The organism is Citrobacter sp. Cpo103 (genome assembly GCF_030332605.1).
GTDB classification, from domain to species: domain Bacteria; phylum Pseudomonadota; class Gammaproteobacteria; order Enterobacterales; family Enterobacteriaceae; genus Citrobacter; species Citrobacter portucalensis.
This window is the reverse complement of sequence record NZ_JAOWHO010000019.1, coordinates 293940-315778: the sequence shown is the minus strand read 5'-3', so window position 1 is coordinate 315778 and position 21839 is coordinate 293940. Positions and strand designations below refer to the sequence as shown.

22 protein-coding genes are annotated in these 21839 nt (G+C 51.4%); 5 read left to right on the top strand and 17 right to left on the bottom strand.

The genetic code is table 11. The annotated features are described in order from the left end of the window. Positions 1–51: 51 nt before the first annotated feature. The 3 genes from tssB to OGX89_RS02600 form a co-directional block, all read right to left on the bottom strand. Positions 52–549 carry a type VI secretion system contractile sheath small subunit gene (gene tssB, locus OGX89_RS02610; RefSeq protein WP_048225523.1) on the bottom strand — a complete coding sequence of 166 codons (498 nt, stop codon included), beginning with the start codon at positions 547–549 and terminating at the stop codon, positions 52–54. Between the two features lie 468 nt (positions 550–1017). Further along, entirely contained in the window at positions 1018–2880 is a 1863-nt protein-coding gene (gss, locus tag OGX89_RS02605) for a bifunctional glutathionylspermidine amidase/synthase (protein ID WP_003828343.1), read from the bottom strand. A 153-nt stretch (positions 2881–3033) separates the two neighbouring features. Next, positions 3034–5322, bottom strand: a complete 2289-nt coding sequence (locus OGX89_RS02600) for an FdhF/YdeP family oxidoreductase (protein WP_126957683.1) — start codon at positions 5320–5322, stop codon at positions 3034–3036. A 218-nt stretch (positions 5323–5540) separates the two neighbouring features. Between OGX89_RS02600 and yghU the strand changes: the two genes are divergently transcribed. Further along, entirely contained in the window at positions 5541–6407 is an 867-nt protein-coding gene (gene yghU / locus OGX89_RS02595; RefSeq protein ID WP_003828346.1) for a glutathione-dependent disulfide-bond oxidoreductase, read from the top strand. Between the two features lie 95 nt (positions 6408–6502). On the opposite strand, the gene hybG is transcribed toward yghU, so the two are convergent. From hybG to yghX, 11 genes are all read right to left on the bottom strand, one after another. Further along, complete coding sequence (gene hybG, locus OGX89_RS02590) at positions 6503–6751, bottom strand: hydrogenase maturation factor HybG (protein ID WP_003024459.1); 249 nt, start codon at positions 6749–6751, stop codon at positions 6503–6505. Between the two features lie 30 nt (positions 6752–6781). Beyond that, the gene (gene hypA / locus OGX89_RS02585; RefSeq protein ID WP_003828349.1) at positions 6782–7123 is read right to left on the bottom strand and encodes a hydrogenase maturation nickel metallochaperone HypA; all 342 of its coding nucleotides are present in this window, start codon (positions 7121–7123) and stop codon (positions 6782–6784) included. Further along, positions 7116–7604 carry a hydrogenase-2 assembly chaperone gene (gene hybE, locus OGX89_RS02580; RefSeq protein ID WP_003828350.1) on the bottom strand — a complete coding sequence of 163 codons (489 nt, stop codon included), beginning with the start codon at positions 7602–7604 and terminating at the stop codon, positions 7116–7118. Before hybE ends, hypA begins: the two co-directional genes overlap by 8 nt. After that, positions 7597–8091: a HyaD/HybD family hydrogenase maturation endopeptidase gene (locus OGX89_RS02575; RefSeq protein WP_003828351.1), complete on the bottom strand. Its 495-nt coding sequence runs from the start codon at positions 8089–8091 to the stop codon at positions 7597–7599. Before OGX89_RS02575 ends, hybE begins: the two co-directional genes overlap by 8 nt. Continuing rightward, positions 8091–9794, bottom strand: a complete 1704-nt coding sequence (hybC, locus tag OGX89_RS02570; RefSeq protein ID WP_003828353.1) for a hydrogenase 2 large subunit — start codon at positions 9792–9794, stop codon at positions 8091–8093. Before hybC ends, OGX89_RS02575 begins: the two co-directional genes overlap by 1 nt. Further along, positions 9791–10969 carry a Ni/Fe-hydrogenase cytochrome b subunit gene (gene hybB, locus OGX89_RS02565; protein WP_003828354.1) on the bottom strand — a complete coding sequence of 393 codons (1179 nt, stop codon included), beginning with the start codon at positions 10967–10969 and terminating at the stop codon, positions 9791–9793. Before hybB ends, hybC begins: the two co-directional genes overlap by 4 nt. Next, on the bottom strand, positions 10959–11945 hold the full coding sequence (gene hybA, locus OGX89_RS02560) for a hydrogenase 2 operon protein HybA (protein WP_003828357.1): 987 nt from the start codon (positions 11943–11945) through the stop codon (positions 10959–10961). The genes hybB and hybA overlap by 11 nt, the downstream gene beginning before the upstream one ends. Before the next feature lie 2 nt (positions 11946–11947). Beyond that, positions 11948–13066, bottom strand: a complete 1119-nt coding sequence (gene hybO / locus OGX89_RS02555; RefSeq protein WP_003024486.1) for a hydrogenase 2 small subunit — start codon at positions 13064–13066, stop codon at positions 11948–11950. Positions 13067–13254: 188 nt separating this feature from the next. Beyond that, positions 13255–13542 (bottom strand): DUF2623 family protein, encoded by a 288-nt coding sequence (locus tag OGX89_RS02550; protein ID WP_003024490.1) that lies wholly within the window; start codon positions 13540–13542, stop codon positions 13255–13257. Between the two features lie 84 nt (positions 13543–13626). Next, a complete protein-coding gene (locus OGX89_RS02545) occupies positions 13627–15267 on the bottom strand; it encodes a methyl-accepting chemotaxis protein (protein WP_063941825.1) in 1641 nt (546 codons plus the stop codon). A gap of 215 nt (positions 15268–15482) precedes the next feature. Then, positions 15483–16370, bottom strand: a complete 888-nt coding sequence (yghX, locus tag OGX89_RS02540; RefSeq protein WP_126957693.1) for a YghX family hydrolase — start codon at positions 16368–16370, stop codon at positions 15483–15485. Positions 16371–16525: 155 nt separating this feature from the next. Between yghX and OGX89_RS02535 the strand changes: the two genes are divergently transcribed. Next, positions 16526–17566: an aldo/keto reductase gene (locus OGX89_RS02535; protein WP_126957681.1), complete on the top strand. Its 1041-nt coding sequence runs from the start codon at positions 16526–16528 to the stop codon at positions 17564–17566. Between the two features lie 68 nt (positions 17567–17634). On the opposite strand, the gene OGX89_RS02530 is transcribed toward OGX89_RS02535, so the two are convergent. Further along, positions 17635–18138 carry an ESA_00282 family adhesion-associated protein gene (locus tag OGX89_RS02530; RefSeq protein ID WP_003828365.1) on the bottom strand — a complete coding sequence of 168 codons (504 nt, stop codon included), beginning with the start codon at positions 18136–18138 and terminating at the stop codon, positions 17635–17637. A 104-nt stretch (positions 18139–18242) separates the two neighbouring features. Between OGX89_RS02530 and OGX89_RS02525 the strand changes: the two genes are divergently transcribed. Together OGX89_RS02525 and OGX89_RS02520 are read left to right on the top strand one after the other, a co-directional pair. Continuing rightward, the gene (locus OGX89_RS02525) at positions 18243–18647 is read left to right on the top strand and encodes a hypothetical protein (RefSeq protein ID WP_003828367.1); all 405 of its coding nucleotides are present in this window, start codon (positions 18243–18245) and stop codon (positions 18645–18647) included. 1 nt (position 18648) lies between these two features. Beyond that, positions 18649–19056 (top strand): hypothetical protein, encoded by a 408-nt coding sequence (locus tag OGX89_RS02520; protein WP_003828369.1) that lies wholly within the window; start codon positions 18649–18651, stop codon positions 19054–19056. 76 nt (positions 19057–19132) lie between these two features. Here the strand turns inward: OGX89_RS02520 and exbD are convergent, their stop codons facing one another. Further along, positions 19133–19558 carry a TonB system transport protein ExbD gene (gene exbD / locus OGX89_RS02515; RefSeq protein WP_003828370.1) on the bottom strand — a complete coding sequence of 142 codons (426 nt, stop codon included), beginning with the start codon at positions 19556–19558 and terminating at the stop codon, positions 19133–19135. A gap of 6 nt (positions 19559–19564) precedes the next feature. Next, complete coding sequence (exbB, locus tag OGX89_RS02510; RefSeq protein WP_003828371.1) at positions 19565–20299, bottom strand: tol-pal system-associated acyl-CoA thioesterase; 735 nt, start codon at positions 20297–20299, stop codon at positions 19565–19567. Positions 20300–20549: 250 nt separating this feature from the next. On the opposite strand from exbB, the gene metC reads away from it, so the two are divergent. Further along, positions 20550–21737, top strand: coding sequence for a cystathionine beta-lyase (gene metC, locus OGX89_RS02505; RefSeq protein ID WP_003828372.1), 1188 nt, complete (start codon positions 20550–20552; stop codon positions 21735–21737). The last annotated feature ends 102 nt before the right edge of the window (positions 21738–21839 follow it).

Below are 21839 nucleotides of genomic sequence, written 5' to 3'. Positions count from 1 at the left end.
TATGTTCCTTTACTATTCCTGCCGATTTAGCGGAGGAAACCCTGTAGAGCGTTAAATCTCTTCTGGCATCATAGTTGCCAGCTCATTACGCAATTCCTGACTCAGGGCTGGATCCTTAAGGATTGTTTCCAGCTCGCGACGAAAAGCAGCGTTATCGAGTAAGTTAGATTTCAGGTCACGTAGTAAGTTACGCATAGCCAACAGAACACGTAATTGTGGGATATTTCGTGCGACCTGCTCAGGTTCAAAATCGCGGATATTCTTAAAGGTAAGGTTAATATCGTCCTTTCTGTCATCATCAGCTAACGTATTTTTAACACTTAAATTAACCACTGGTGAAAACTTGGCCAACACATCGTTAAAATTATTTTTATTAATATCTATCTTTTCACGCTCAGATAATGGTCGCTGCTCTCTGCCATTACTGAAATCACCGACAGTTAGTAGTTTTAAAGGCAATTCAACTTTCTTTTGAACGCCTCCAGTGTGTAAATCTAACTTAATATTAACGCGTGCCGTCGGCACTTCATTCTGAAAACTGTCACCCATACGTCCCTCTCAGACCGGCGACTCCTGCCGGTATTTTGCGTTTCCTAATGGAGCACGTTCCAATCGCTCAACATGTTTCTTACAACGTCATTTCTGCAGGCAGTTAACAATGGCTGTTGATGACAATTAACTATTATAATTATCACGCTAATGCAATCCGATATATTCCATAGGTAAAAACATGATCAATGTCATTAATTAATCGAATAACACATTATGTTTTTATATTTAAAATGACAATCAAGAAGATATTTATCTAATACAAACAACAATAATTATTTAATGATTGATGCATTCATTTAACGAATGCATTAATCATTAAATATCATTTACCATGAGAATATTTACTGTCATTTATATAAATATAGATACTCATTTAAATATAAGTGCTATCAATCTAATCATAAATAAAAAAAACCGGAGATATACTCCGGCTTTTCATATCTCACTCATGAGCGAGCAGAAAGATTAGTCTTCCTTCACCACAATCAGCGGTTCGATATCGCTCTCTTTTTTAATCACCAGCGACTCGTCACCACGCAGGCAGGTACCGCCATAGTTACCACCTACGGTAAAGGTACAAACCTGGATATATTTACCGGCAACTTTTGGCAGACACCAAAGCTGCTGATAAATGTTCTTCTGCTCGGCAAACTTACCGCTGGTTTTATCCAGTAGCTCTTCCTGATGACTCACCAGATCGATGTTGCTGCCACAACGTCCTGCAATAGGTTTCACCGCATAACCGGTTTGCGCCAGCTCTTCATTAACAGTGAAATCCGTATCAAGCAGATAACGGTGGTGCGGGAACAGTTGCCAAAGGATCGGCAGAATCGCTTTGTTGCCAGGGATAACCGTCCACAGAGGTTCGAAGACCAGCACTTCCGGGCGCAGCAACACATCGATTAAGCGCACTTCCTGATTCGTATGCCCGGTACGAATTGGCACCGCGGCGTACTCCGTTTCGCTAACCTCGCGCACCTGTTCAATTGCGGTTTCCCACGCCCAGGTCTTCCAGACGCAGTTCACCAGACGACCGTCCCCGTCAATCAATTGACCGGCGTCATCCCAGCGCAGTTCATCCAGACCTCGCAGAATTTTGCTGTCAAACCCGGCCTGACGCAGCGCCTGCTGCATAAACTGCGCGTGATAGTTTTCCTCGATATCCTTATCCTGCATGATGTGGACAAACGGACGTGCGCGGCTGTGCTTCCAGGCCCCCGCCAGTTCGTTGATCAACCCTTCAGCCGGGTTGTGTCCCTGCCCTGTGTAGCCCCGTTCGGCCCATCTTTCGAGGATCAAACCGGCTTCGGTATGGCACGATGCGGAATCAGCGTTGTACTCATACACCTTCAGTCCGCGTTCATCCATACAGAAATCCATACGCCCCGTAATCATATGATGCCGACGACGCTGCCAGGAAAGGCGCAGGCGCGGCCAGAGGATTTTCGGAATATCAAACAGCGCCAGCAGGTTGTCGTCTTTCAGCACCTTGTCAGTCGCGTGCAGATACATCAGGTGCAGCTCGTTGGTGGCTTTAATCAGCTCCTGCTCGGCGCTCTCGGTAATGGTGAAGTACTGATGAGGGTCCTGATTAATCACATGCCCATTCGCCAGCACGTAGGCTTTTTGCAGCGGATCCTGTTCATCCAGCCATTTGCCGTCAAACTGCCCATTATCTTCCAGTCGCGCACCGCTGATTTTCAGCGAGTCATTGGCGATCTCCGGCTGCGGCAGGCTGTAACGGGTATCATCGGTCTGAATCATCCAACCAAGGATAGTGGTGTCGTCAAAGGTATCACACAGGGTATAACAACCGTTCTCAACCACCATCTCCAGTTCGCGGGTCCACTGCTGTCCGGGAGGCAACGGCGTATGGAGCACGTTCTGCTCGGCAATACGGATTTTGTTTTCCAGCAACTGGGTGACGACCGCCACATGCCCGGTATCTTTAAATTCGCCGCCTTTTTGCCAGATAAGCAGAGCGCCTGCTACCGGCGCGCGGGGCGAACCATTCGGAAATGCCTGTAACGGTAGGATGTTGTCATTCACTACTTCGCGCAGGAAGCGTAAGGAGAAGATCTCCCAGGCCATACCCACATCGGTGAAGACCATGCCATAGTTTAGGAAGAGAAAGCGGCGTGCGAACTCTACGCACTGCCATTTGTGGCCCATGTATTCATCGTCGATATAGCTGCGAAATGCCGCATCATCGTCGTAGTCCCGTGGGTCGAGGGAGCTGTAATCTGAAGAGTAGATTGCTACGCCACCTGGGGCGTAGCCCAATAATGTCCCGAATGGGGCATCCTGACTGGTCGTTCCTTTGCTCATGCACCTTACCTCAAAACAATACAGCCTGAGCAGGTTGGCGTGAATTTTTCGCTCTGGTTGCCTGCTCTGCGACACTAACCGGACAGAGGTCGACATCATCATACACCTCAACGCAGCGGCTGGCGCTCAGAGGCGAAAAATTCACAGCAGGAACTACGCTTTGGTCAGGGTGACCGGTACGCTTTTATACGCCGGAGTCAAACTTTGTGTATCTACTGCATCCAGCGAAAGCAGGACATTCGCTTCAGGCAGATAAGCGCCAATTGAGCCAGCCGCCATGTTGTAAATCACCACCGTTAAGCCGTACATGATGCGATCCGCGCAGGGCTGACCGTTGTCGTCCAGCGCCTGAACGTTGACCACATCACCCTGGCTCAGACCGCGGCTCGTCGCTTCTTCGGCGCTTAAAAACACCACATCCCGACGACCGGTAATGCCACGATAGCGATCGTTCATCCCATAAATCGTGGTGTTGTACTGATCGTGGCTACGCAACGTCGCCAGCACCAGCGCATCGGCAGGCTGATGTTCCCGCTCCACCGCCCGCTGATTACTGACGATAAAGTTGGCTTTGCCATTCGCCGTTTGCCATTCACGGCGCGAAGCAGGCGTATCCATACGAAATCCGCCCGGCTCGGCAATACGTGCGTTGTAATCGTGGAACGCCGGGATCACGGCTTCAATGGCGTCACGGATCAACGCGTAGTCCCCGGTAAATGCTTCCCAGTTGATCGGTGAACGCGGTAGCGTGGCACGCGCCATGCCCGCCACAATCGCGGGCTCCGATTTTAGCCAGCGGGAAGCCGGCTTCAGCGCGCCGCAGGAAGCGTGAACCATCGACATAGAATCTTCGACGGTCACCGACTGGATCCCCGTCGCCTGCATGTCGCGCTCCGTTCGGCCTAATGCAGGTAGCAGGTAGTTATGCTTTGCCAGCAGCAGATGAGATCTGTTCAGTTTGGTCGCCACATGGACCTGCAGATCCAGATTTTTCATCGCCGCAAAGGTACGCTGCGGCTGGGGCATCGCTACCGCCAGATTGCCGCCCATGCAGATGAGCGCTTTTGCATCTCCCCGCTCGATGGCCCGAATACTCTCCACGCTGGAGCGGCCATGTTTGCGCGGAACACGGATAGAAAAATGCTTCTCAAGGCGTTGCAGGAAGTCTTCGGACGCCGCTTCGTTGATCCCTACAGAACGATCGCCCTGCACGTTAGAATGACCGCGTAACGGGCAGATCCCCGCCCCCGGCTTACCCATATTGCCTTTCAGCAGCAACAGATTTACCAGCTGCTGGACGTTCTCGGTGCCGTTTTTATGCTGAGTGATGCCCAGACCATAACAAACAATCGTGGCGCTGGATTTACTGTAGCTGTGCGCCAGATCTTCCATCTGACTGCGCGTCAGGCCCGAGTCCTGTTCCAGCTCAGCCCAGTTATGCTGACGTAAGTCGTCATACAGCGCTGCGTATCCCGCGGTATGTTGGTCGATAAACGCATGATCGAGCGTCGGCTGCTGATCCAGTAGGATCCGCGCTTCGTCCATTTCGATTAGCGCCTTCATTATGCCTTTGAGCAACGAGGCGTCTCCGCCCATTTTTACCTGGTAGTAGTCGTTGCTCAGCTCCGTCGCCTGACCGGTGAACATCTCTTTCGCGCTTTGCGGGAAGCTAAAGCGCTCAAGCCCCCTTTCGTTCAGCGGGTTGATGGAGATAATTTTGGCTCCTCGTTTGGCAACGTCGCGCAAGGTGGTCAGCATGCGTGGATGGTTAGTACCAGGGTTATGCCCGATACAAATCACCAGATCGCAGTGGTCGAAATCATCAAGTTCAACGGTCCCTTTCCCAAGACCAATGGCCGGCGTTAGCCCTGCGCTGGTCGGTCCGTGGCACATGTTTGAGCAATCAGGAAAGTTGCTACTACCATATTCGCGGGCAAACAGCTGATACAGGAACGCCGCCTCATTTGACGTTCTGCCGGAGGTGTAAAATTCAACCTGTTGTGCTGAGTCATAGCTGCGCAGACGCTCGCCGATCTCCCGAAAGGCGAAATCCCAATCTACCGCCTGCCAGGTGTCTGACACTGCATCGTATTTCATTGGATGCGTCAAACGACCAATGTTTTCCAGTTCATAATCGCTGTAGTGCCAGAGTGTGGAAACCGGGTGACGGCTGAAAAATTCCGGTGACGCTTTCTTACTGGTTGTCTCCCAGGAAACCGCCTTAACGCCATTTTCGCACAGCTCCATTGGCGCACGATGCCCTGGGTCCGGCCACGCACATCCCGGACAATCGAACCCTTTCACCTGGTTCATTTTGAACATCGCGATAATGTCGCGCGCAACAGCCTTTTGCGAAAACACCGAAGCAGTGACGGATTTTACCGCGCCCCACCCACCCGCAGGGCCCTGATAACCGCTTACTCCTGGAACACCATTTTTCATTATTACTGCTTATTCGCCGCCAATTTTTGATGGTGAATACGGTAGCAATTTCCGTCCAACATTGATTTCCTCTTCATGGAGTACGGGCCAGGTACAATGAACGGGTTAGATTTATCTTCCCCTTTCAGCACAAAGCGACATAAAGTCCCAATCTGTTAAATTGAGTTCTACCTAACTGCTACACTGCATCAACACAACCACTCAGAAGGCAGGTCAATATGTCAGACAATACCTATCAGCCCGCGAAAGTCTGGACGTGGGAAAAGTCGAACGGCGGCGCATTCGCCAATATCAACCGCCCGGTTTCCGGTGCCACCCACGAGAAAACGCTGCCGGTTGGCAAGCATCCGCTACAGCTCTATTCGCTGGGTACGCCAAACGGGCAGAAAGTGACGATTATGCTGGAGGAGTTACTGGCGCAGGGCGTGAAGGGCGCGGAATACGATGCCTGGATTATCCGCATCGGCGATGGCGATCAGTTTTCCAGCGGCTTTGTTGAGGTGAATCCGAACTCGAAGATCCCGGCACTGCGTGACCACTCGCAAAACCCACCGGTTCGCGTATTCGAATCTGGCGCAATACTGCTCTATCTGGCGGAAAAATACGGTTATTTCCTGCCGCAGGATTTGGCAAAACGTACCGAAACGCTGAACTGGTTGTTCTGGTTACAGGGTGCGGCGCCGTTCCTCGGCGGTGGTTTTGGTCACTTTTACAACTATGCGCCGGTAAAAATTGAGTACGCTATTAACCGCTTCACTATGGAAGCCAAGCGCTTACTCGACGTGCTGGATAAGCAGTTAGCACAGCATAAGTTTGTGGCTGGAGATGAATACACCATTGCCGATATGGCGGTCTGGCCGTGGTTTGGCAATGTGGTGCTGGGCAACGTGTACGACGCGGCAGAATTCCTTGACGCAGGAAGTTACAAGCACGTGCAGCGCTGGGCAAAAGAGGTTGCCGCGCGTCCGGCAGTTAAGCGAGGTCGTATTGTAAACCGCACTAACGGGCCGCTGAACGAGCAGCTTCATGAACGTCATGACGCCAGCGACTTCGACACCAATACCGAAGATAAGCGCCAGGGTTAAAATGCCTGATGGCGACGCCGGGGCGTCTTATCAGGCCTACAAAGATGCCATGCCGTAGGCCGGATAAGGCGTTTGCGCCGCCATCCAGCATAAAATCACGCGCTGGTGACGTCGTACTCCATGCGGCGAAGTGCGTCTAACGTGGCTTTAGCTTCATCTTCATCAATGATGCTCATGGCGAACCCTACGTGCACCAGCACCCATTGGCCTACCAGCTCAGCGGTATCACCTTCACAAATCAGGGCAATATTGACATCACGTTTGATGCCGCACACTTCAACCTGCGCAAGCTGGTGAATATCTTCACCAACGGCCAGAACCTGACCAGGGACTCCAATACACATATCTGACTCCGCCCCATAGCAACCTATGGGTTATTCGACTTCAATACTTTTCACTTTCAGTGAATCGCCTGCATCAACCCGCAGACGATCGCCCTGACATAGTGGACACTGCGCATCATGCTGGGTGATTTCCACAACCTGACTGCAATCCCAGCACCATGCCTGGGCTGGTTTGTAATCAATATGCAGCTCACACCCTTGCGCCAGCGTGCCCTGACAGACGATGTCGAAACTGAAACGGACGGCGCTCTCTTCAACGCACGAGAGCGCTCCGATTTCCAGCCAAACGCCGGTTACACGTTTGACACCGTGCTGCTCTGCCTGCTGTTGAACAATCTCAACCGCGCTCTGACAAAGGGACAGCTCATGCATTTTCGCAGTTCCGACGACCCAGCAGTAGCGCGCGACGATTTAGCTGCGGCGCATTCGGATCGCTCACCGGCAGCGATAACAGCATGCGCGCGCAATCGTCAGTCAGACGCACACCTTCTTGCGCCGACATGCTGTGCGAAAGCGGCGACATCAGTGAACAGGAAAGGTATTGCGATACGCCATCCAGTTCACCAACGGTAAAGGTCATCTCGCCATACGGCAGACGCAGCCCGATTTTTTCGCTGACTTTACGCACCGGCCAGATCTGGTCCGGTCCGGGGAAAATCAGTGCGCTGAGCATCCAGGGTGTGATAACACACCCCGTCCACTGCCCTTCAAACAGCGTAAAATCAGAGACATACACCGGCATGTTCGGATGCAAGAAAGAGAGATCGTGCATCGAACGCCGGGCAACCTCTTCAAACGCTGCCTGAATCTGCGTCTTCGGGGCCGTCTGAAAACCGACAAACTCCTCAGACATGAGCCGCCTCCCGAGGGATCGCTTCAACGCCTGATTCGCGAAGCGCGGCAAGAACCTGCTCCAGCGCCGGTTCAATCATCGCTTCAACCGTTGGCGTTAGCCCGATATGCGGTTCCAGCGATTCCGGAATAACGCCGACTAAGGTCAGCTTTTTCGGAAACTCGCCGGTAAAACGCAGGGCCGACAATACGTCGGCCAGGCCAAGCTGGTGCGGTGAGATTTTGTTGGTAAACAGCGCCGGGATCTCTTCATCCCGCAGGATCATCATCGTTCCTGGCGTGTTTTTCTTCGACACAATGGCGTCAGCAATGATCAGATGATCTCTGTTCGCCATATCGCCGAGAAGCTCCATCCCAGCCGTACCACCGTCCAGAACATCAACAAAGTCTGGCAGGATGTACCGTTGCTCTAATGCCTCAACGATACGTACCCCGATGGCTTCGTCGGTCAGCAAAATATTGCCGACCCCTAAGACTAATATCCGCATTACAGAACCTTAACTGAGACCACTTCGTTCCCGTCAACGTCCACCACATGCACCGCACATGACATACAAGGGTCGAAGGAGTGAATGGTACGAACCACTTCCAGCGGTTTGTTTGGATCGGCAATCGGCGTACCTACCAGCGAGCGCTCATATGGTCCCACTTCATCATTAAAGTTACGTGGGCCAGAGTTCCAGGTTGACGGTACAACCGCCTGGTAGTTGCTGATAATGCCGTCTTTAATCACCATCCAGTGAGACAGCATACCGCGTGGCGCTTCGAGGAAACCAACACCTTTGAATTCACCCGTTGCCGGAATATCCGGTTTCACGAAGGTGGTGTGGTCGCCCTTACCGATGTTCACAATCAGCGCGTTGTACTGATCCTGCAGAACGTTCTGCAGTTCACAGCAGTGAACGGTACGGCCAATAATACGGCCCAGCGTAGAGTGCAACTGCGACACTTCGATAGTTTTACCAGTCAGCTTGGTGTAAATCGCGATGATTTCATTCAGCTTGGCATGGGTAGACTCGCGTTTGGCCGCCAGTTTACACAGCATGTTGGCCAGCGGACCCACTTCAACCGTTTTACCGTAGAAGGTCGGTGCTTTAACCCAGGAGTATTTGCCGTCGTCTGACCAACCGGTGTAATCAGGAACCGTTGTGCCTTCCCACGGAGCCTGCGGCGCTTCGTCTTTGTACCACGCGTGTTTCGCACTCTCCTGAATCCCTTTGATCAGGTACTCATCTGAGTGAGAGGTGATCGGACGATAGGTCGAAAGATCGGCATCGGTGATATAACCGCCCGGGAACAGGAAGCTGCCGTTTTTACCGTCTGTCGGGAATTCCGGCGCACTCAGGTAGTTAACCGCACCCTGACCACGTTCCAGCCACTCAGGATAGAACGCAGCAATAACCGCGGTATCAACCTTGTACACCTGCTCAACGAAGTCGCTCAGCTTATCGATGAAGGACTTGATGTACATCAGGCGTTCAAGGTTCAGCACGCCGAGGCCGTCAAGGTTAATTGGGTTAGCAACCCCACCTACCGCCAGGTTCTGGATGTGCGGCGTTTTACCGCCTAACAGTGCCACAACGCGGTTGGCATCACGCTGGCATTCCAGCGCTTGCAGGTAGTGTGCGACCGCAATCAGGTTCACTTCCGGCGGCAGCTGCATTGCCGGGTGACCCCAGCAACCGTTAGCAAAAATGCCTAACTGACCGCTGGCAACAAGATCTTTGATCTTGTTCTGAACCTTGGTGAACTCTTCTGCGCTGTTCAGGTGCCAGGAGGACACGCCGTTCAGCATGGCAGACGCTTTCGCTGGGTCGGCTTTCAGTGCAGAAGTGATATCCACCCAGTCCAGCGCAGACAACTGATAGAAGTGAACAATGTGGTCATGCGTGGTGTGCGCGGCCAGAATGATGTTACGGATATACTGTGCGTTCACCGGAACATCAATATTCAGCGCACTTTCTGCTGCACGAACGGAAGAGATAGCGTGAGTGGTCGTACAAACGCCACAGATACGCTGCACAATCATCCAGGCATCGCGCGGATCGCGGTTTTTCACGATCTCTTCCATGCCACGCCACATGGTACCGGAAGCCCATGCTTTAGATACTACGCCATTTTCGATTTCGCAGTCGATGCGTAAATGACCCTCAATACGGGTTACCGGATCAATAGTAATTCTCTGGCTCATGCTTTGCTCGCCTCATGACGATTTTGATCGTTTTGTTTTAAAGGAGGAAGTATCGGCAGTAGACGAATGAGTACGATGTATGCACAAATCTCAATAGCCACAAAACCAATAGAAATCAACAGCTCTTCCCAGGTCGGGAAGTAGTGGTAGCCACCACCAGGATTGAACGCCACCAGCGAATAGGACAGACGCCATGTTGCACAACCCAGCAACGCGCTCAGCGCAGACAGATACAGCATGCGCGAGTCATTACGCAGCTTAGTGACGCGCAGCACCACCAGCGGGAAGACCATCAGCACGACTTCAAGCCAGAACATCAGGGAGTAAAGATCGCCTGAGAACGCATAGGACAGCTTGTCGCGATAGATCAGTTCGCCAAAGCGCAGGACGACGAAAATCGCCAGCAGCACGCTGATGGTATTCGTCAGCTTGATGAACAAACTTTTCTCGTCCGGACCGTTACCTTTCAGACCGGCTTGTACCAACGAGCCTTCAAAGATGACGATCGAGAAGCCCATAATAAAGGCGGTTAATACCGAGAAAAGCGGCAGCATTTCATAAGCTTGCCATAGCGGATGCACCTTATAACCCGCAGAAATCATCAATGAACCCATTGAAGACTGGTGCATGGTTGGCAGCAGCGCGCCGAGGGCAATAATAAAGAACATCACTTTATTCAAACGTTTGAGGGAAACTTTCCACCCCAGACGTTCAAACAGAGCCGGAGCAAATTCCAGCGCCATGATGCCGATATAGATGGTCATACAGACCGCCGTTTCGAACAGTACCGAGTTCACGTTGAAGTGGCCCGGAATGTAGAAATACGGCAGGTTCCAGTAACGACCGACGTCAATGGTGATCGACAGACCACCCAGCGAGTAGCCAAACAGGCTCGCCAGCAGCGCCGGACGAACCAATGGATGGTATTGTCCTCTGTTGAAAACGTACACCGCCCATGCCAGCGCCCAACCGCCGCACGCGAAGCCAGTACCAATCAACAGGTCAAACGCGATCCATACACCCCATGGGAAACCGCCGTTCAGATCGGAGACTGAGCCCAGTCCGAAGACCAGACGTTTCACGATCAGGAGCATACACAGGACGATAAGCGGCCCAAAAATAATGACCGGTTTGCTGATTATTTTTCCGCCCAGCGGTTTAGGATCATGACTCATGATCGTCTCCTCCATCGTGATGGTCGTTTTTCGTGTTACGACGAACCAGCACGGTTAAGCCCGCCAGCGCAGCCAGGGGTAATATCATGCCCTTGTACAGGGAATGTTGAACATGTTCGGAACGCGCACCAGTTGAAAGATCATCCAGCTTCGGCAGATCCAAATCCTCGTAAGGAACACCCGTCAGTACCATAACCTGCGTACCACCGCCTTCTTTCTCACCGTACAGGTGCGGGTAGTACTTCGGTACCGTATGCAGATAGGTATCGCCTGCTTTCACCGTCTGACGCGGATAGTGGTATTCGCTACCAGGCTTCAGCGCGAGACGTTTTTTCGCCTCAGCCATCAGCTCTTCACGCGTACCAAAAATCACCGCACCGGCAGGGCACACTTCAACACAACCCGGTAAACCACCTTTGTCCAGACGCTCAACGCCTTTCTGGTTACACAGTTCACATTTGTGAAGCGCACCAAACGGGTTGTTGTAGTCGTACTTAGGCACGTTGTACGGGCAGGCGACCATGCAGTAACGACAGCCCGTGCAGACATCTTTGTCATAATGGACGATGCCGGTTTTCGGATCTTTCTTCAGCGCGGAGACCGGGCAAACGGAAACGCAGTTCGGATCAACACAGTGCATGCACTGTTTCTTGATGTATGCGTAGCCATTTTCTTCCTGGTCTTTGTTAACGCCTGTTCCGCTACGCCACACCTGAATGATGTTATTGGTATACGGCGACAGTTTGTCGTTGTTCGACCAGGTTTGCTCGCCTTCCGGGTTACGCGCCGGGAAGTTGATATCCTGACACTTGGTGACACAGGCCTGGCAGCCTACGCACAGCGTCGAGTCATAGAGCATCCCAAGAGAACCTGGGATCGGCGGACGGTTTTCTGCAGCCGCATGGCTGATGGACGGCGCTGCGCCCAACAGCAATGCCCCGCTGGAGGCTGCTTTTATAAAGTTACGTCTGTTCACGGTTATTCTCCCCGTGAGTCAGCGTTATCTTTCTTCTGCTGACGCCCCAGTTCACGAACCGCCATCACGCTGACACCGGCAACCAGTCCTACTACGCCACCCAGCAGTCCAATCGCCCCGGCAGAAACATTGCCGCCTTCTTTCATGTTGACGTCAGGTTTCTCGGAACGCGGCGTTTGGTTTTCCACATGAGCAAGCTGGTGAATACCTTTATGGAAGCCGACGCCTTCTTCGTTACAGCCGTAGCAAGGGTGACCGATAGCCACCGGCCACACGCCACCCACATCGCAGAATTGCAGCGTTGAGCAGTTGCCGTAGGTTTCTGGCCCTTTACAGCCCAGATGGTAGAGGCACCAACCTTCACGGTGGCCTTCATCACCAAACTCTTTAGCAAAACGACCAGCATCGAAGTGCGGGCGACGTTCGCAGTGTTCGTGAATCAAACGGCCATAGGCGAATGTCGGACGGTTTTTGGTATCCAGCTTCGGCGGCTTACCATAAGTGATGATATGCGCGACCGTTGCGAGGAAGTTATGCGGGTTCGGCGGACAGCCGGGGATGTTGATGATGGTTTTGCCTGGCAGAACTTCTTGCAGGCCGACGGCACCCGTTGGGTTAACGCCAGCGGCAGCAACACCACCCCACGCGGCGCAAGAGCCGATGGCAATGATAGCGGCTGCGCCTTCTGCGGCCCGGCGGATGTGATCCACGATCGGCTCACCGGCAACCATGCAGTAAATACCATTATCTTTCAGTGGGATAGAACCATCTACTACCAGAACATATTGCCCTTTGTACTTCTCCAGAGCGTTATGTTTGTTCTCTTCGACCTGATGGCCGAAGGCGGCAGAGAGCACCTCATGGTATTCCAGAGAGATTGTCTCCAGAACGAGGTTTTCCACTGTAGGGTGTGTCGCGCGAAGCAGCGATTCAGTACAACCCGTACACTCCTGAGCACCAATCCAGATAACCGGTGGGCGCTGAGGACGAGAAACTGATTCGGCCATTTCTGCGGCGGCTTTGCTACTGAGCCCCATGGTAGCGGCCAGTGCTGCACAAAGCTTCATGAAATCACGGCGATTAATGCCGCTCGAATTGATGAGAGAGTTATCTCCAGTCATTTTATAGTTATTCCGTTGCGAAGACCTGGCTTTTATTTTGCACCATTCGCATGTTGCATATTGCGATCGGCGCGCCATTACCACACTTTTTATATGGTTATGTGCATTATAATACTTCGGCGGAGCAACAAAACGAAGGCGTAGGTCAATAGTGTAATTAATTAAAGCAAGATAATACCCCTTTCGGATCAAGCTTCGAGTCGATAGCCGGCCATGAAAAACCGAATTGTTGTACTGGACTGGTTCTCTTTAAAGAAATCCATCACCATCTCTTTATCCAGCCCATAACGGCGCGTCAGGATCCCCGCTTCCCACGCGCTGAGCTGTCGATCGCCCGTTTTTTCAAACATTCGATGTGAAAATCCCAGCACAAAACCACGCTTATAATCCGCACAAAAATTCGCCACCGAGCGTGCACTATCCGCACTTGAGGCGTTTAATCCGGCCATCAGACCTTTACCAAAATGGTTGTCCATGCATAACCTCCAATCGCTATATAATAAATTATATAGCGATTTTTTAAGCAAAGACCAGAGGTATCACGAACTTTTTATAACGGCTTAAAAGGACACCCACTCATCCGTTTTAGCGGCCGCAGACGTTTTGCTGTCTGCTGAAGAGGAAGCGGTTTGGCTGGCTGTGTATTGCACATCATTAGCGGAAAGGCGGAACTGTTGCACCGAACGTTGCAGCTCCTCTGTTTGTCGTTCCAACGCTACTGCCGCGGCGGAAACTTGTTCTACCAGCGCAGCATTCTGTTGCGTTACGCTGTCCATCTGCGTGATCGCCACGCTCACCTGCGAGATACCCTTATTCTGTTCTTCCGAGGCAGAGGCAATTTGCTTCATGATGACAGTCACTTCGGTGGCGCCGCGCAGAATCGCCTCCATGGTTAATCCTGTTTCTTTAACCAGACGAGCACCCTGATCAACACGACGCGATGACTCGCCAATCAGTGTCTCAATCTCTTTCGCCGCCCCGGCGCTGCGACTGGCAAGGTTACGTACTTCACCGGCGACGACGGCAAAACCGCGCCCCTGCTCGCCTGCCCTGGCTGCTTCAACCGCCGCGTTCAGCGCCAGAATGTTGGTCTGGAAAGCAATGCTATTAATAACTGACGTGATTTCCGCGATCTGTTTAGAGCTGGCGGCAATGCCGTCCATCGTCTCAACCACTTCTGAAACCAGCGTGCTCCCTTTGCCTGCCGTTTCTGTGGCCGTATCGGCAAGTTGGCTGGCTTCACGTGCATTTTCTGCGTTCAGTTTTACCGTTGCGGTCAGTTGCTCCATGCTGGCAGCAGTCTCTTCCAGAGCCGCAGCCTGCTCTTCAGTACGTGAGGAGAGATCGTTATTGCCGGTCGAAATTTCCGTCGCCCCTCGCCAGATGTTGTCACTACCTGAACGGATGGTACTGACGGCTTCACGTAGGCTATCCTGCATCGCGCACAATAACGGCACCAGTTGACCCACACAGTTACGACCAAAATCTTCGATGGGATGGCTGAGATCGCCCTGCGCAATCTGCTGGAACTGTTGGCGAATACGTCCCAGCGGTTTCACCATCATGGAAACAAGGTAGCGGTCGGTAAAGAAAAGGAGGGCAATCCCAAGGATAACGGCGGTGATAATTAGCGTCCGGATGATAGAGGTTTTGCCATCGACCATCACGCGGGTGGTATCGAGTCGCTCACCTGCCGTGGCGTTAAAACGCTCGGCACTGGCGCCAAATTCACGGCTCAACGCAGGTGTAATAGTGCTGGCATGCTCAGCAAAGGCCGTAAGCGTTCCCTGCTGCGCCAGCTGCATTTGCGGGATCACGCCGTTGTCCAGCAGCGCCTGCCACTTCGTCAGTACTGCGTTAGCGACGTCAGGGTCCATAGGGCCCGGAGATAATGTTTTCATCTCCTGGAGTTTTTTGCTCATATTCTCCAGGGACTGTTGCGCTGGCGCAAAATCAGGCGTTCCGCCACTCATTTTGACATCCATGGCGCGACTTAAGCGCGTTACGAAGCGAAAGTACTGATCGTTGCCCTGACTGAGAACCGTCATCTGATGGACAAGATGACGGTCAATATCATTGCCTTCAGATATTTTTGATAACGAATGAAGACTGAATAAACCCACGCCCGACCAGAGCAGGCAAAAAAGTCCCAGTATTGCCAACATGACAATACGAATAGTGAAGTTTTTCAGCAAACGCATAATAATTTCCTTGCCGTTGATGAGGAATTCGCCATCAGGCGATACTTATCCTTGTTATCGGCAGGCAGTAGAGAAGATATAATGCGTTCTTTATTTTTTTACTTTCTTAAGTACATCCACTATCTCTCCACACTATATCAATATGAATGCTAATGAAATTCGGTAGCATTATTATTCAGGTAATTAGTTATAAGCATTAAATAATCTATTGTTTTCTATCGCAAATATTTGTTAAACCACGCAAGAGTACGTTCCCAGGCTAAATCAGCGGCAGCTTTATCATAACGGGGGGTCGAATCGTTGTGAAAGCCATGATTAACGCCGGGATAGATATAGGCTTCATAGACTTTCTTATTGGCCTTAAGCGCCGCTTCATAGGCAGGCCATCCTTCATTAATACGTGTATCTAATTGCGCATAGTGCAGTAATAAAGGCGCGTTTATTTTAGGGACATCTGACGCAGGAACCTGACGCCCATAAAAAGGCACCGCGCAGGCCAGTTCCGGGAATGCCACTGCGGCGGCATTCGATACGCCACCACCGTAGCAAAATCCGGTGATACCTACCTTTCCCGTGGTCCCCGAATAATGTTGCATAAATTCAATGGCGGCAAAAAAGTCGTTCATTAACTTTACGGGGTCAACCTGCTGCTGCAATTCCCGACCTTTATCATCATTGCCTGGATATCCCCCTACCGAACTTAATCCATCAGGCGCGAGTGCCATAAAGCCCGCCTTCGCCACCCGTCGCGCCACATCTTCAATATACGGATTCAGCCCACGATTTTCATGTACTACCACCACCGCCGGAACATTCCCCGTCACCTTCGCAGGTTTAACTAAATACCCCCGCACATCACCATGCCCTTCAGGCGAAGGATAGGTAATATATTCCCCCAGAATATCGGGATCGGTAAATTCTACCTGCGTTGCGAGGGCATAGTTGGGTTTCAATAAATTGAATAAGGCCAACGCCGTCATGCCACCCACTGCATATTTCGCTGCCAGATTGAGAAACTCGCGTTTCGTTATTTTGCCATGCGCGTAATAGTCATAGTAGTCGAGCAGTTCTTGCGAAAAATCTTTGGCAGTCAAACGCGGCATCGTCGCACTCCTGATTGATGTTTTTTTAAGCAAAGCACAGTGACCTGTTTTTGCCCAGTTTTTCATCTCAGTGTGACCTGGTGAACGGGATATTCACCGTGAACCCGCTAGAATAGAAACGTTGTTTCGAAATTCACCTGCACTAAGGAGATCTCATGGCCTGGTTTGCCAATCCTGAACGTTACGAGCAGATGCTCTATCGCTACTCTGGGCGCAGCGGTTTGCGTTTACCCGCGCTATCGCTGGGTTTATGGCACAGTTTTGGGCACGTTCAGGCGCTGGATTCACAGCGAGCCCTGTTGCGTAAAGCATTTGATTTAGGCATCACGCATTTTGATTTAGCCAATAACTATGGGCCGCCACCAGGCAGCGCAGAAGAGAATTTTGGCCGATTGCTGCGCGAGGATTTTGCACACTATCGCGATGAACTGATTATCTCCACCAAGGCAGGCTATGACATGTGGCCTGGGCCATATGGTTCTGGCGGTTCGCGCAAATACCTGCTCGCCAGCCTCGACCAGAGTCTGAAACGCATGGGTCTCGACTATGTCGATATCTTCTACTCTCACCGCGTTGACGAAAATACGCCAATGGAAGAGACCGCCTCGGCGCTGGCCCACGCCGTGCAAAGCGGTAAAGCGCTGTATGTCGGCATCTCATCCTATTCCCCGGAACGTACGCAGAAAATGGCCGAGCTGATGCGGGAATGGAAAATTCCATTGCTGATCCATCAGCCGTCTTACAACCTGCTTAACCGCTGGGTAGACAGCAGCGGCCTGCTGGATACGCTGGAATCCAACGGTATGGGCTGCATCGCATTTACGCCGCTGGCTCAGGGACTGCTGACGGGGAAATACCTTAACGGTATTCCGGAAGGTTCACGCATGCAGCGTGAAGGGAAAAAAGTTCGTGGGTTAACGGAAAACATGCTGACGGAAGAAAACCTTACCAGCCTGCGTTTGCTTAATGAGATGGCGCAACAGCGTGGACAGTCGATGGCACAAATGGCCTTAAGCTGGCTGCTAAAAGACAACAGGGTAACGTCGGTATTGATTGGCGCCAGTCGACCGGAGCAACTGGAAGAGAACGTTCAGGCGCTGGCGAATCTGACGTTCAGCGCCGAAGAACTGGCGCAGATCGATAAGCACGTCGCGGACGGTAAGCTGAACCTGTGGCAGGCCTCATCTGACAAATAACCGTAGGTAATCCCGTGCCGGGTAGCAACGTTGTTCTTCCCGGCACGTAATACGGGCCAGCCAGCTCCTCACACCTCTTCTGCTTTGATTTCTGGGCGCTGATATTCCGGCCACACCAGCGCGACAAGTGCAGGATAGGCTTCCAGGCTGAACTCCCTGAAGCACTGACGTAAGTTAAGCACGTCCAGATCGGCATGCGGGACTTTCTCGCCACTCAGGCAGCGTTTTTTAATATTGTCGTAATATTTATACACCGCAGAGTTGAGATCGCTGCAACGCCGCTGTGCATCAAATAGCCCTGGCGTCTCATTCAGCTCCACCATTGTCATCCGTTTGATCGTCGAGTGGATAAAATCGATATATTCGTGATTGACACGCCAATACCAAACCGGAGTAATCGAATTCATCAGTACCGAGAAATGATCTTCACCCTCTTCTTTACTCAGTATTTCCGGCTGGTTTTCAGCGTATCCATTTTCTGCATTACGGTTTTTATTTGCACTGTGCATCAACAAAAGTACCCCGCAAGTCAGCAATAGCAGGGTAATAACAGAATAAAATATACTGTTCATATACTGGCTCCATTTTTTTTGATTTTAAAATTACGCCATGCTATTGTCAACGCGGCATGGTTTATTTAAAACAACATATCATTGGCATCAAAGGATATTTCAACATGCTTCCCGAGCATCTTGTTCCCTCGCGTTTTCACTTATCCAGCTCACCTGACAATACCACCTCTACAGATAATAGTGAAAATTTGACTCAGGGGAAGATAACATTAAGCGATTACGAATCCGATATTTTGATTAGCTCAACCGCTACCGGTCAGTCACGGAATATGCTATTTGAAGAGTGCGACCGCCATTTAAAAGAGCGTCTATTTCGTGCAGCAAAAATTGAGTCATTCTCTCGCCTGCTCAATTCACTACAGGCAGAAGGCGACATTAATGCACAAGAATTAAGTAAAATTTTGACTCAAAAAACAGCCATCATAAATGAACAGGGCAACAAAATTTGGCTTAATTTAATTACCCGTGAAACCAGCGATCCTATTTTTTATTCTCTGGAAGAGAAATAAAATGAAAGATGTTGAGGATAATAATGTTTATTTGGCTTTAGATAACCATAAAAGCGATGAGTTTGTCTTAAAGCAAAATTTAGCCGTGTTGATTGCCAATAAAAACACGACACTGGAAAGCGTTGCTCAGGAGATAGCCTCTATTCCCGCTGCACTGGTGCGGATGAAATGGCAAAATCGCCGTGAAATTTACTCGCTACAGGCTAAAGAAGAGATCTACGGTGCCGCGATCGAAGCCATTATGGAGCAGCAACCAGAACTGCGGGACAAAATCATGGCCCGACTGGAAAGCACCTACCAGCATATACTCGCGCGGGAAACGGCCACCTTACGCCTGACGCGAAAGCTGTCTGAAGGGAACTACGAACCCACCAGAATAACCACGGTCGCGTTAGATGAGAACAGATAAGAACAAGTGTGCGAGGGAGTTGAATCAGGAGAGGCACGCCGGGTAAGGCGGCAACCATTACCCGGCATGATGAGGATTACTTCGCTTTCACAGTCTCTTCGCCAACCAGACCAATCTTCAGGAAGCCCGCCTGATGCAGCGTATCCATCACCTTCATCATGGTTTCATAATCAACGGTTTTATCTGCCCGGAAGAAAATCGTGGTGTCTTTCTTCCCTTCAGTTAGCGCATTTAGCTCGTTAATCATGGTTTCATCCGTCACCTGATTGTTGCCAATAAACATACTCTTATCGGCTTTAACTGACAGGTAAACCGGTTTTTCCGGACGCGGCTGCGGCGTGCTGGTGGAGGCAGGGAGATTCACCTTCACATCTACGGTTGCCAACGGCGCGGCAACCATAAAGATGATCAATAAAACCAACATAACGTCGATAAACGGCGTCACGTTGATTTCATGCATTTCACCGTTATCGTCCAGGTTTTCATTAAAGCTCATTGCCATGGAACATTATCCTACACGTAATTTCTGCGCTGCACGTACCGGATGCGCGGATGCGCTCGCGTTCAGGTCCAGATCGCGGCTTTGCAACAACAGCACCTGTGCCGCGACGTCGCCCAGCATCGCTTTATAGCTGCCAATCTGACGTGCGAAAATGTTGTAGATAACAACCGCTGGAATTGCTGCGACCAGACCGATTGCGGTCGCTAACAGCGCTTCTGCGATACCCGGCGCAACAACGGCCAGGTTGGTCGTTTGGGTTTGTGCAATCCCGATGAAGCTATTCATGATGCCCCATACGGTACCGAACAGACCGACGAAAGGAGAGATAGCCCCGATGGTGGCCAGGTATCCGTTACCGCGGCCCATATGGCGACCTACCGCAGCCACACGACGCTCCAGACGGAAGCCGGTACGCTCTTTAATGCCTTCGTTATCTTCGCTGCCTTCTGACAGTTCCAGCTCGTTCTGCGCTTCGTTAATCAACTGTGCGCCCAGGCTTTTGCCATCGAATCCTGCGGCAATCTCACTTGCCTGATCTAAAGAGCGGGCTTCCGCCAGCAGTTGCTGTTCACGCTTAAGGCGGCGTTTCTGAGTAAAGAACTCAAGGCTCTTACTAAAGAAGATAGCCCAGGTGACCACTGACGCCAAAATCAGCCCAATCATCACGCACTTAACCACGATATCGGCGTGCTGATACATACCCCAGACGGAAAGATCCGTCTGCATCAAATTATTACCCACTCTGTATCTCCAGGACGCAAATCACAAAATCTGAGCGTAATCATATCAAAACGACGTCGAATTGATAGTCGTTCTCATTACTATTTACATATTGCCGCACCTTTGGTTTCTTTTCCTTGCGCTCACGCAGTAAAAAAGTCACCAGAAGCATTTTGAGATTATTTTCTACTGTATGGCCGTTCTGCAGGATGCGTCATCTTTGATTCATGGTAGTTTAGACATCCAGACGTATAAAAATAGGTAAGACAACATGGCAGATAAGCAACTTGAAACCAAACTCGTTCACGCAGGACGCAGTAAAAAGTACACGCTGGGCTCGGTAAATAGCGTGATCCAGCGCGCTTCTTCGCTGGTTTTTGACACCGTAGAGGCCAAAAAACAGGCCACGCACAACCGGGCGAACGGTGCGCTTTTCTATGGGCGTCGCGGAACCCTAACGCATTTCTCTCTTCAGGAAGCGATGTGCGAACTGGAAGGTGGCGCGGGTTGCGCGCTGTTCCCCTGCGGTGCGGCGGCCGTTGCCAACACCATCCTTGCCTTTGTGGAGCAAGGGGATCATGTGCTGATGACCAATACCGCCTATGAACCCAGTCAGGATTTCTGTACCAAAATTCTCGGCAAGCTCGGCGTGTCCACCGGCTGGTTCGATCCGCTGGTTGGCGCCGATATCGTTAAGCACATACAGCCGAACACGAAAGTCGTATTTCTGGAATCTCCCGGCTCTGTCACTATGGAAGTGCATGATGTTCCCGCTATTGTTGCCGCCGTCAGAAGCGTCGCGCCGGATGCAATCATCATGATTGATAACACCTGGGCTGCCGGGGTGCTGTTCAAAGCGTTGGATTTTGGCATCGATATCTCTATTCAGGCAGGCACCAAATATCTGATTGGTCATTCTGACGGCATGGTCGGCACGGCGGTATCTAATGCCCGCTGCTGGGATCAACTGCGCGAAAATGCCTATCTGATGGGGCAAATGCTGGACGCCGATACCGCCTATATGACCAGCCGTGGACTGCGTACGCTGAGCGTTCGCCTGCGTCAGCACCATGAAAGCAGCTTAAAGGTCGCCGAGTGGCTGGCCAGCCATCCGCAGGTCGCCCGCGTGAACCACCCGGCACTGCCCGGCAGTAAAGGCCATGAATTCTGGAAGCGTGATTTTACCGGCAGCAGCGGCCTATTCTCCTTTATATTGAATAAGAAGCTCAATAATGAGGAGCTTGCTGCGTATCTGGATCACTTCAGCCTGTTCAGCATGGCCTACTCCTGGGGCGGTTTTGAGTCGCTGATTCTCGCCAACCAGCCGGAACACATTGCGGCAATCCGTCCGCAAGGCGAGGTGGATTTCAGCGGAACGCTCATCCGTTTACATATCGGTTTAGAGAATGTTGACGATCTGATTGCCGATTTGGCCGCAGGATTTGCCCGAATCGAGTAAAATTGCCACAGATGGACATATATGCAGACACTTCTGGTGGAAAAGTCTGCAATTGTTGCGTCCGGGATCAAGGCATCCCGGGCAATTCAGGAGTACAATCCA

What these genes read in the sequence shown, in the direction of transcription:
- OGX89_RS02520 (WP_003828369.1), top strand. Translation starts at nt 18,649, where the DNA reads ATGAAAGATGTTGAGGATAATAATGTTTATTTGGCTTTAGATAACCAT.
- gss (WP_003828343.1), bottom strand. Translation starts at nt 2,880, where the DNA reads ATGAGCAAAGGAACGACCAGTCAGGATGCCCCATTCGGGACATTATTG.
- exbD (WP_003828370.1), bottom strand. Translation starts at nt 19,558, where the DNA reads ATGGCAATGAGCTTTAATGAAAACCTGGACGATAACGGTGAAATGCAT.
- hypA (WP_003828349.1), bottom strand. Translation starts at nt 7,123, where the DNA reads ATGCATGAGCTGTCCCTTTGTCAGAGCGCGGTTGAGATTGTTCAACAG.
- hybB (WP_003828354.1), bottom strand. Translation starts at nt 10,969, where the DNA reads ATGAGTCATGATCCTAAACCGCTGGGCGGAAAAATAATCAGCAAACCG.
- hybC (WP_003828353.1), bottom strand. Translation starts at nt 9,794, where the DNA reads ATGAGCCAGAGAATTACTATTGATCCGGTAACCCGTATTGAGGGTCAT.
- OGX89_RS02550 (WP_003024490.1), bottom strand. Translation starts at nt 13,542, where the DNA reads ATGGACAACCATTTTGGTAAAGGTCTGATGGCCGGATTAAACGCCTCA.
- OGX89_RS02600 (WP_126957683.1), bottom strand. Translation starts at nt 5,322, where the DNA reads ATGAAAAATGGTGTTCCAGGAGTAAGCGGTTATCAGGGCCCTGCGGGT.
- metC (WP_003828372.1), top strand. Translation starts at nt 20,550, where the DNA reads ATGGCAGATAAGCAACTTGAAACCAAACTCGTTCACGCAGGACGCAGT.
- OGX89_RS02530 (WP_003828365.1), bottom strand. Translation starts at nt 18,138, where the DNA reads ATGAACAGTATATTTTATTCTGTTATTACCCTGCTATTGCTGACTTGC.
- yghX (WP_126957693.1), bottom strand. Translation starts at nt 16,370, where the DNA reads ATGCCGCGTTTGACTGCCAAAGATTTTTCGCAAGAACTGCTCGACTAC.
- hybE (WP_003828350.1), bottom strand. Translation starts at nt 7,604, where the DNA reads ATGTCTGAGGAGTTTGTCGGTTTTCAGACGGCCCCGAAGACGCAGATT.
- OGX89_RS02545 (WP_063941825.1), bottom strand. Translation starts at nt 15,267, where the DNA reads ATGCGTTTGCTGAAAAACTTCACTATTCGTATTGTCATGTTGGCAATA.
- yghU (WP_003828346.1), top strand. Translation starts at nt 5,541, where the DNA reads ATGTCAGACAATACCTATCAGCCCGCGAAAGTCTGGACGTGGGAAAAG.
- OGX89_RS02535 (WP_126957681.1), top strand. Translation starts at nt 16,526, where the DNA reads ATGGCCTGGTTTGCCAATCCTGAACGTTACGAGCAGATGCTCTATCGC.
- OGX89_RS02575 (WP_003828351.1), bottom strand. Translation starts at nt 8,091, where the DNA reads ATGCGGATATTAGTCTTAGGGGTCGGCAATATTTTGCTGACCGACGAA.
- hybO (WP_003024486.1), bottom strand. Translation starts at nt 13,066, where the DNA reads ATGACTGGAGATAACTCTCTCATCAATTCGAGCGGCATTAATCGCCGT.
- hybG (WP_003024459.1), bottom strand. Translation starts at nt 6,751, where the DNA reads ATGTGTATTGGAGTCCCTGGTCAGGTTCTGGCCGTTGGTGAAGATATT.
- tssB (WP_048225523.1), bottom strand. Translation starts at nt 549, where the DNA reads ATGGGTGACAGTTTTCAGAATGAAGTGCCGACGGCACGCGTTAATATT.
- OGX89_RS02525 (WP_003828367.1), top strand. Translation starts at nt 18,243, where the DNA reads ATGCTTCCCGAGCATCTTGTTCCCTCGCGTTTTCACTTATCCAGCTCA.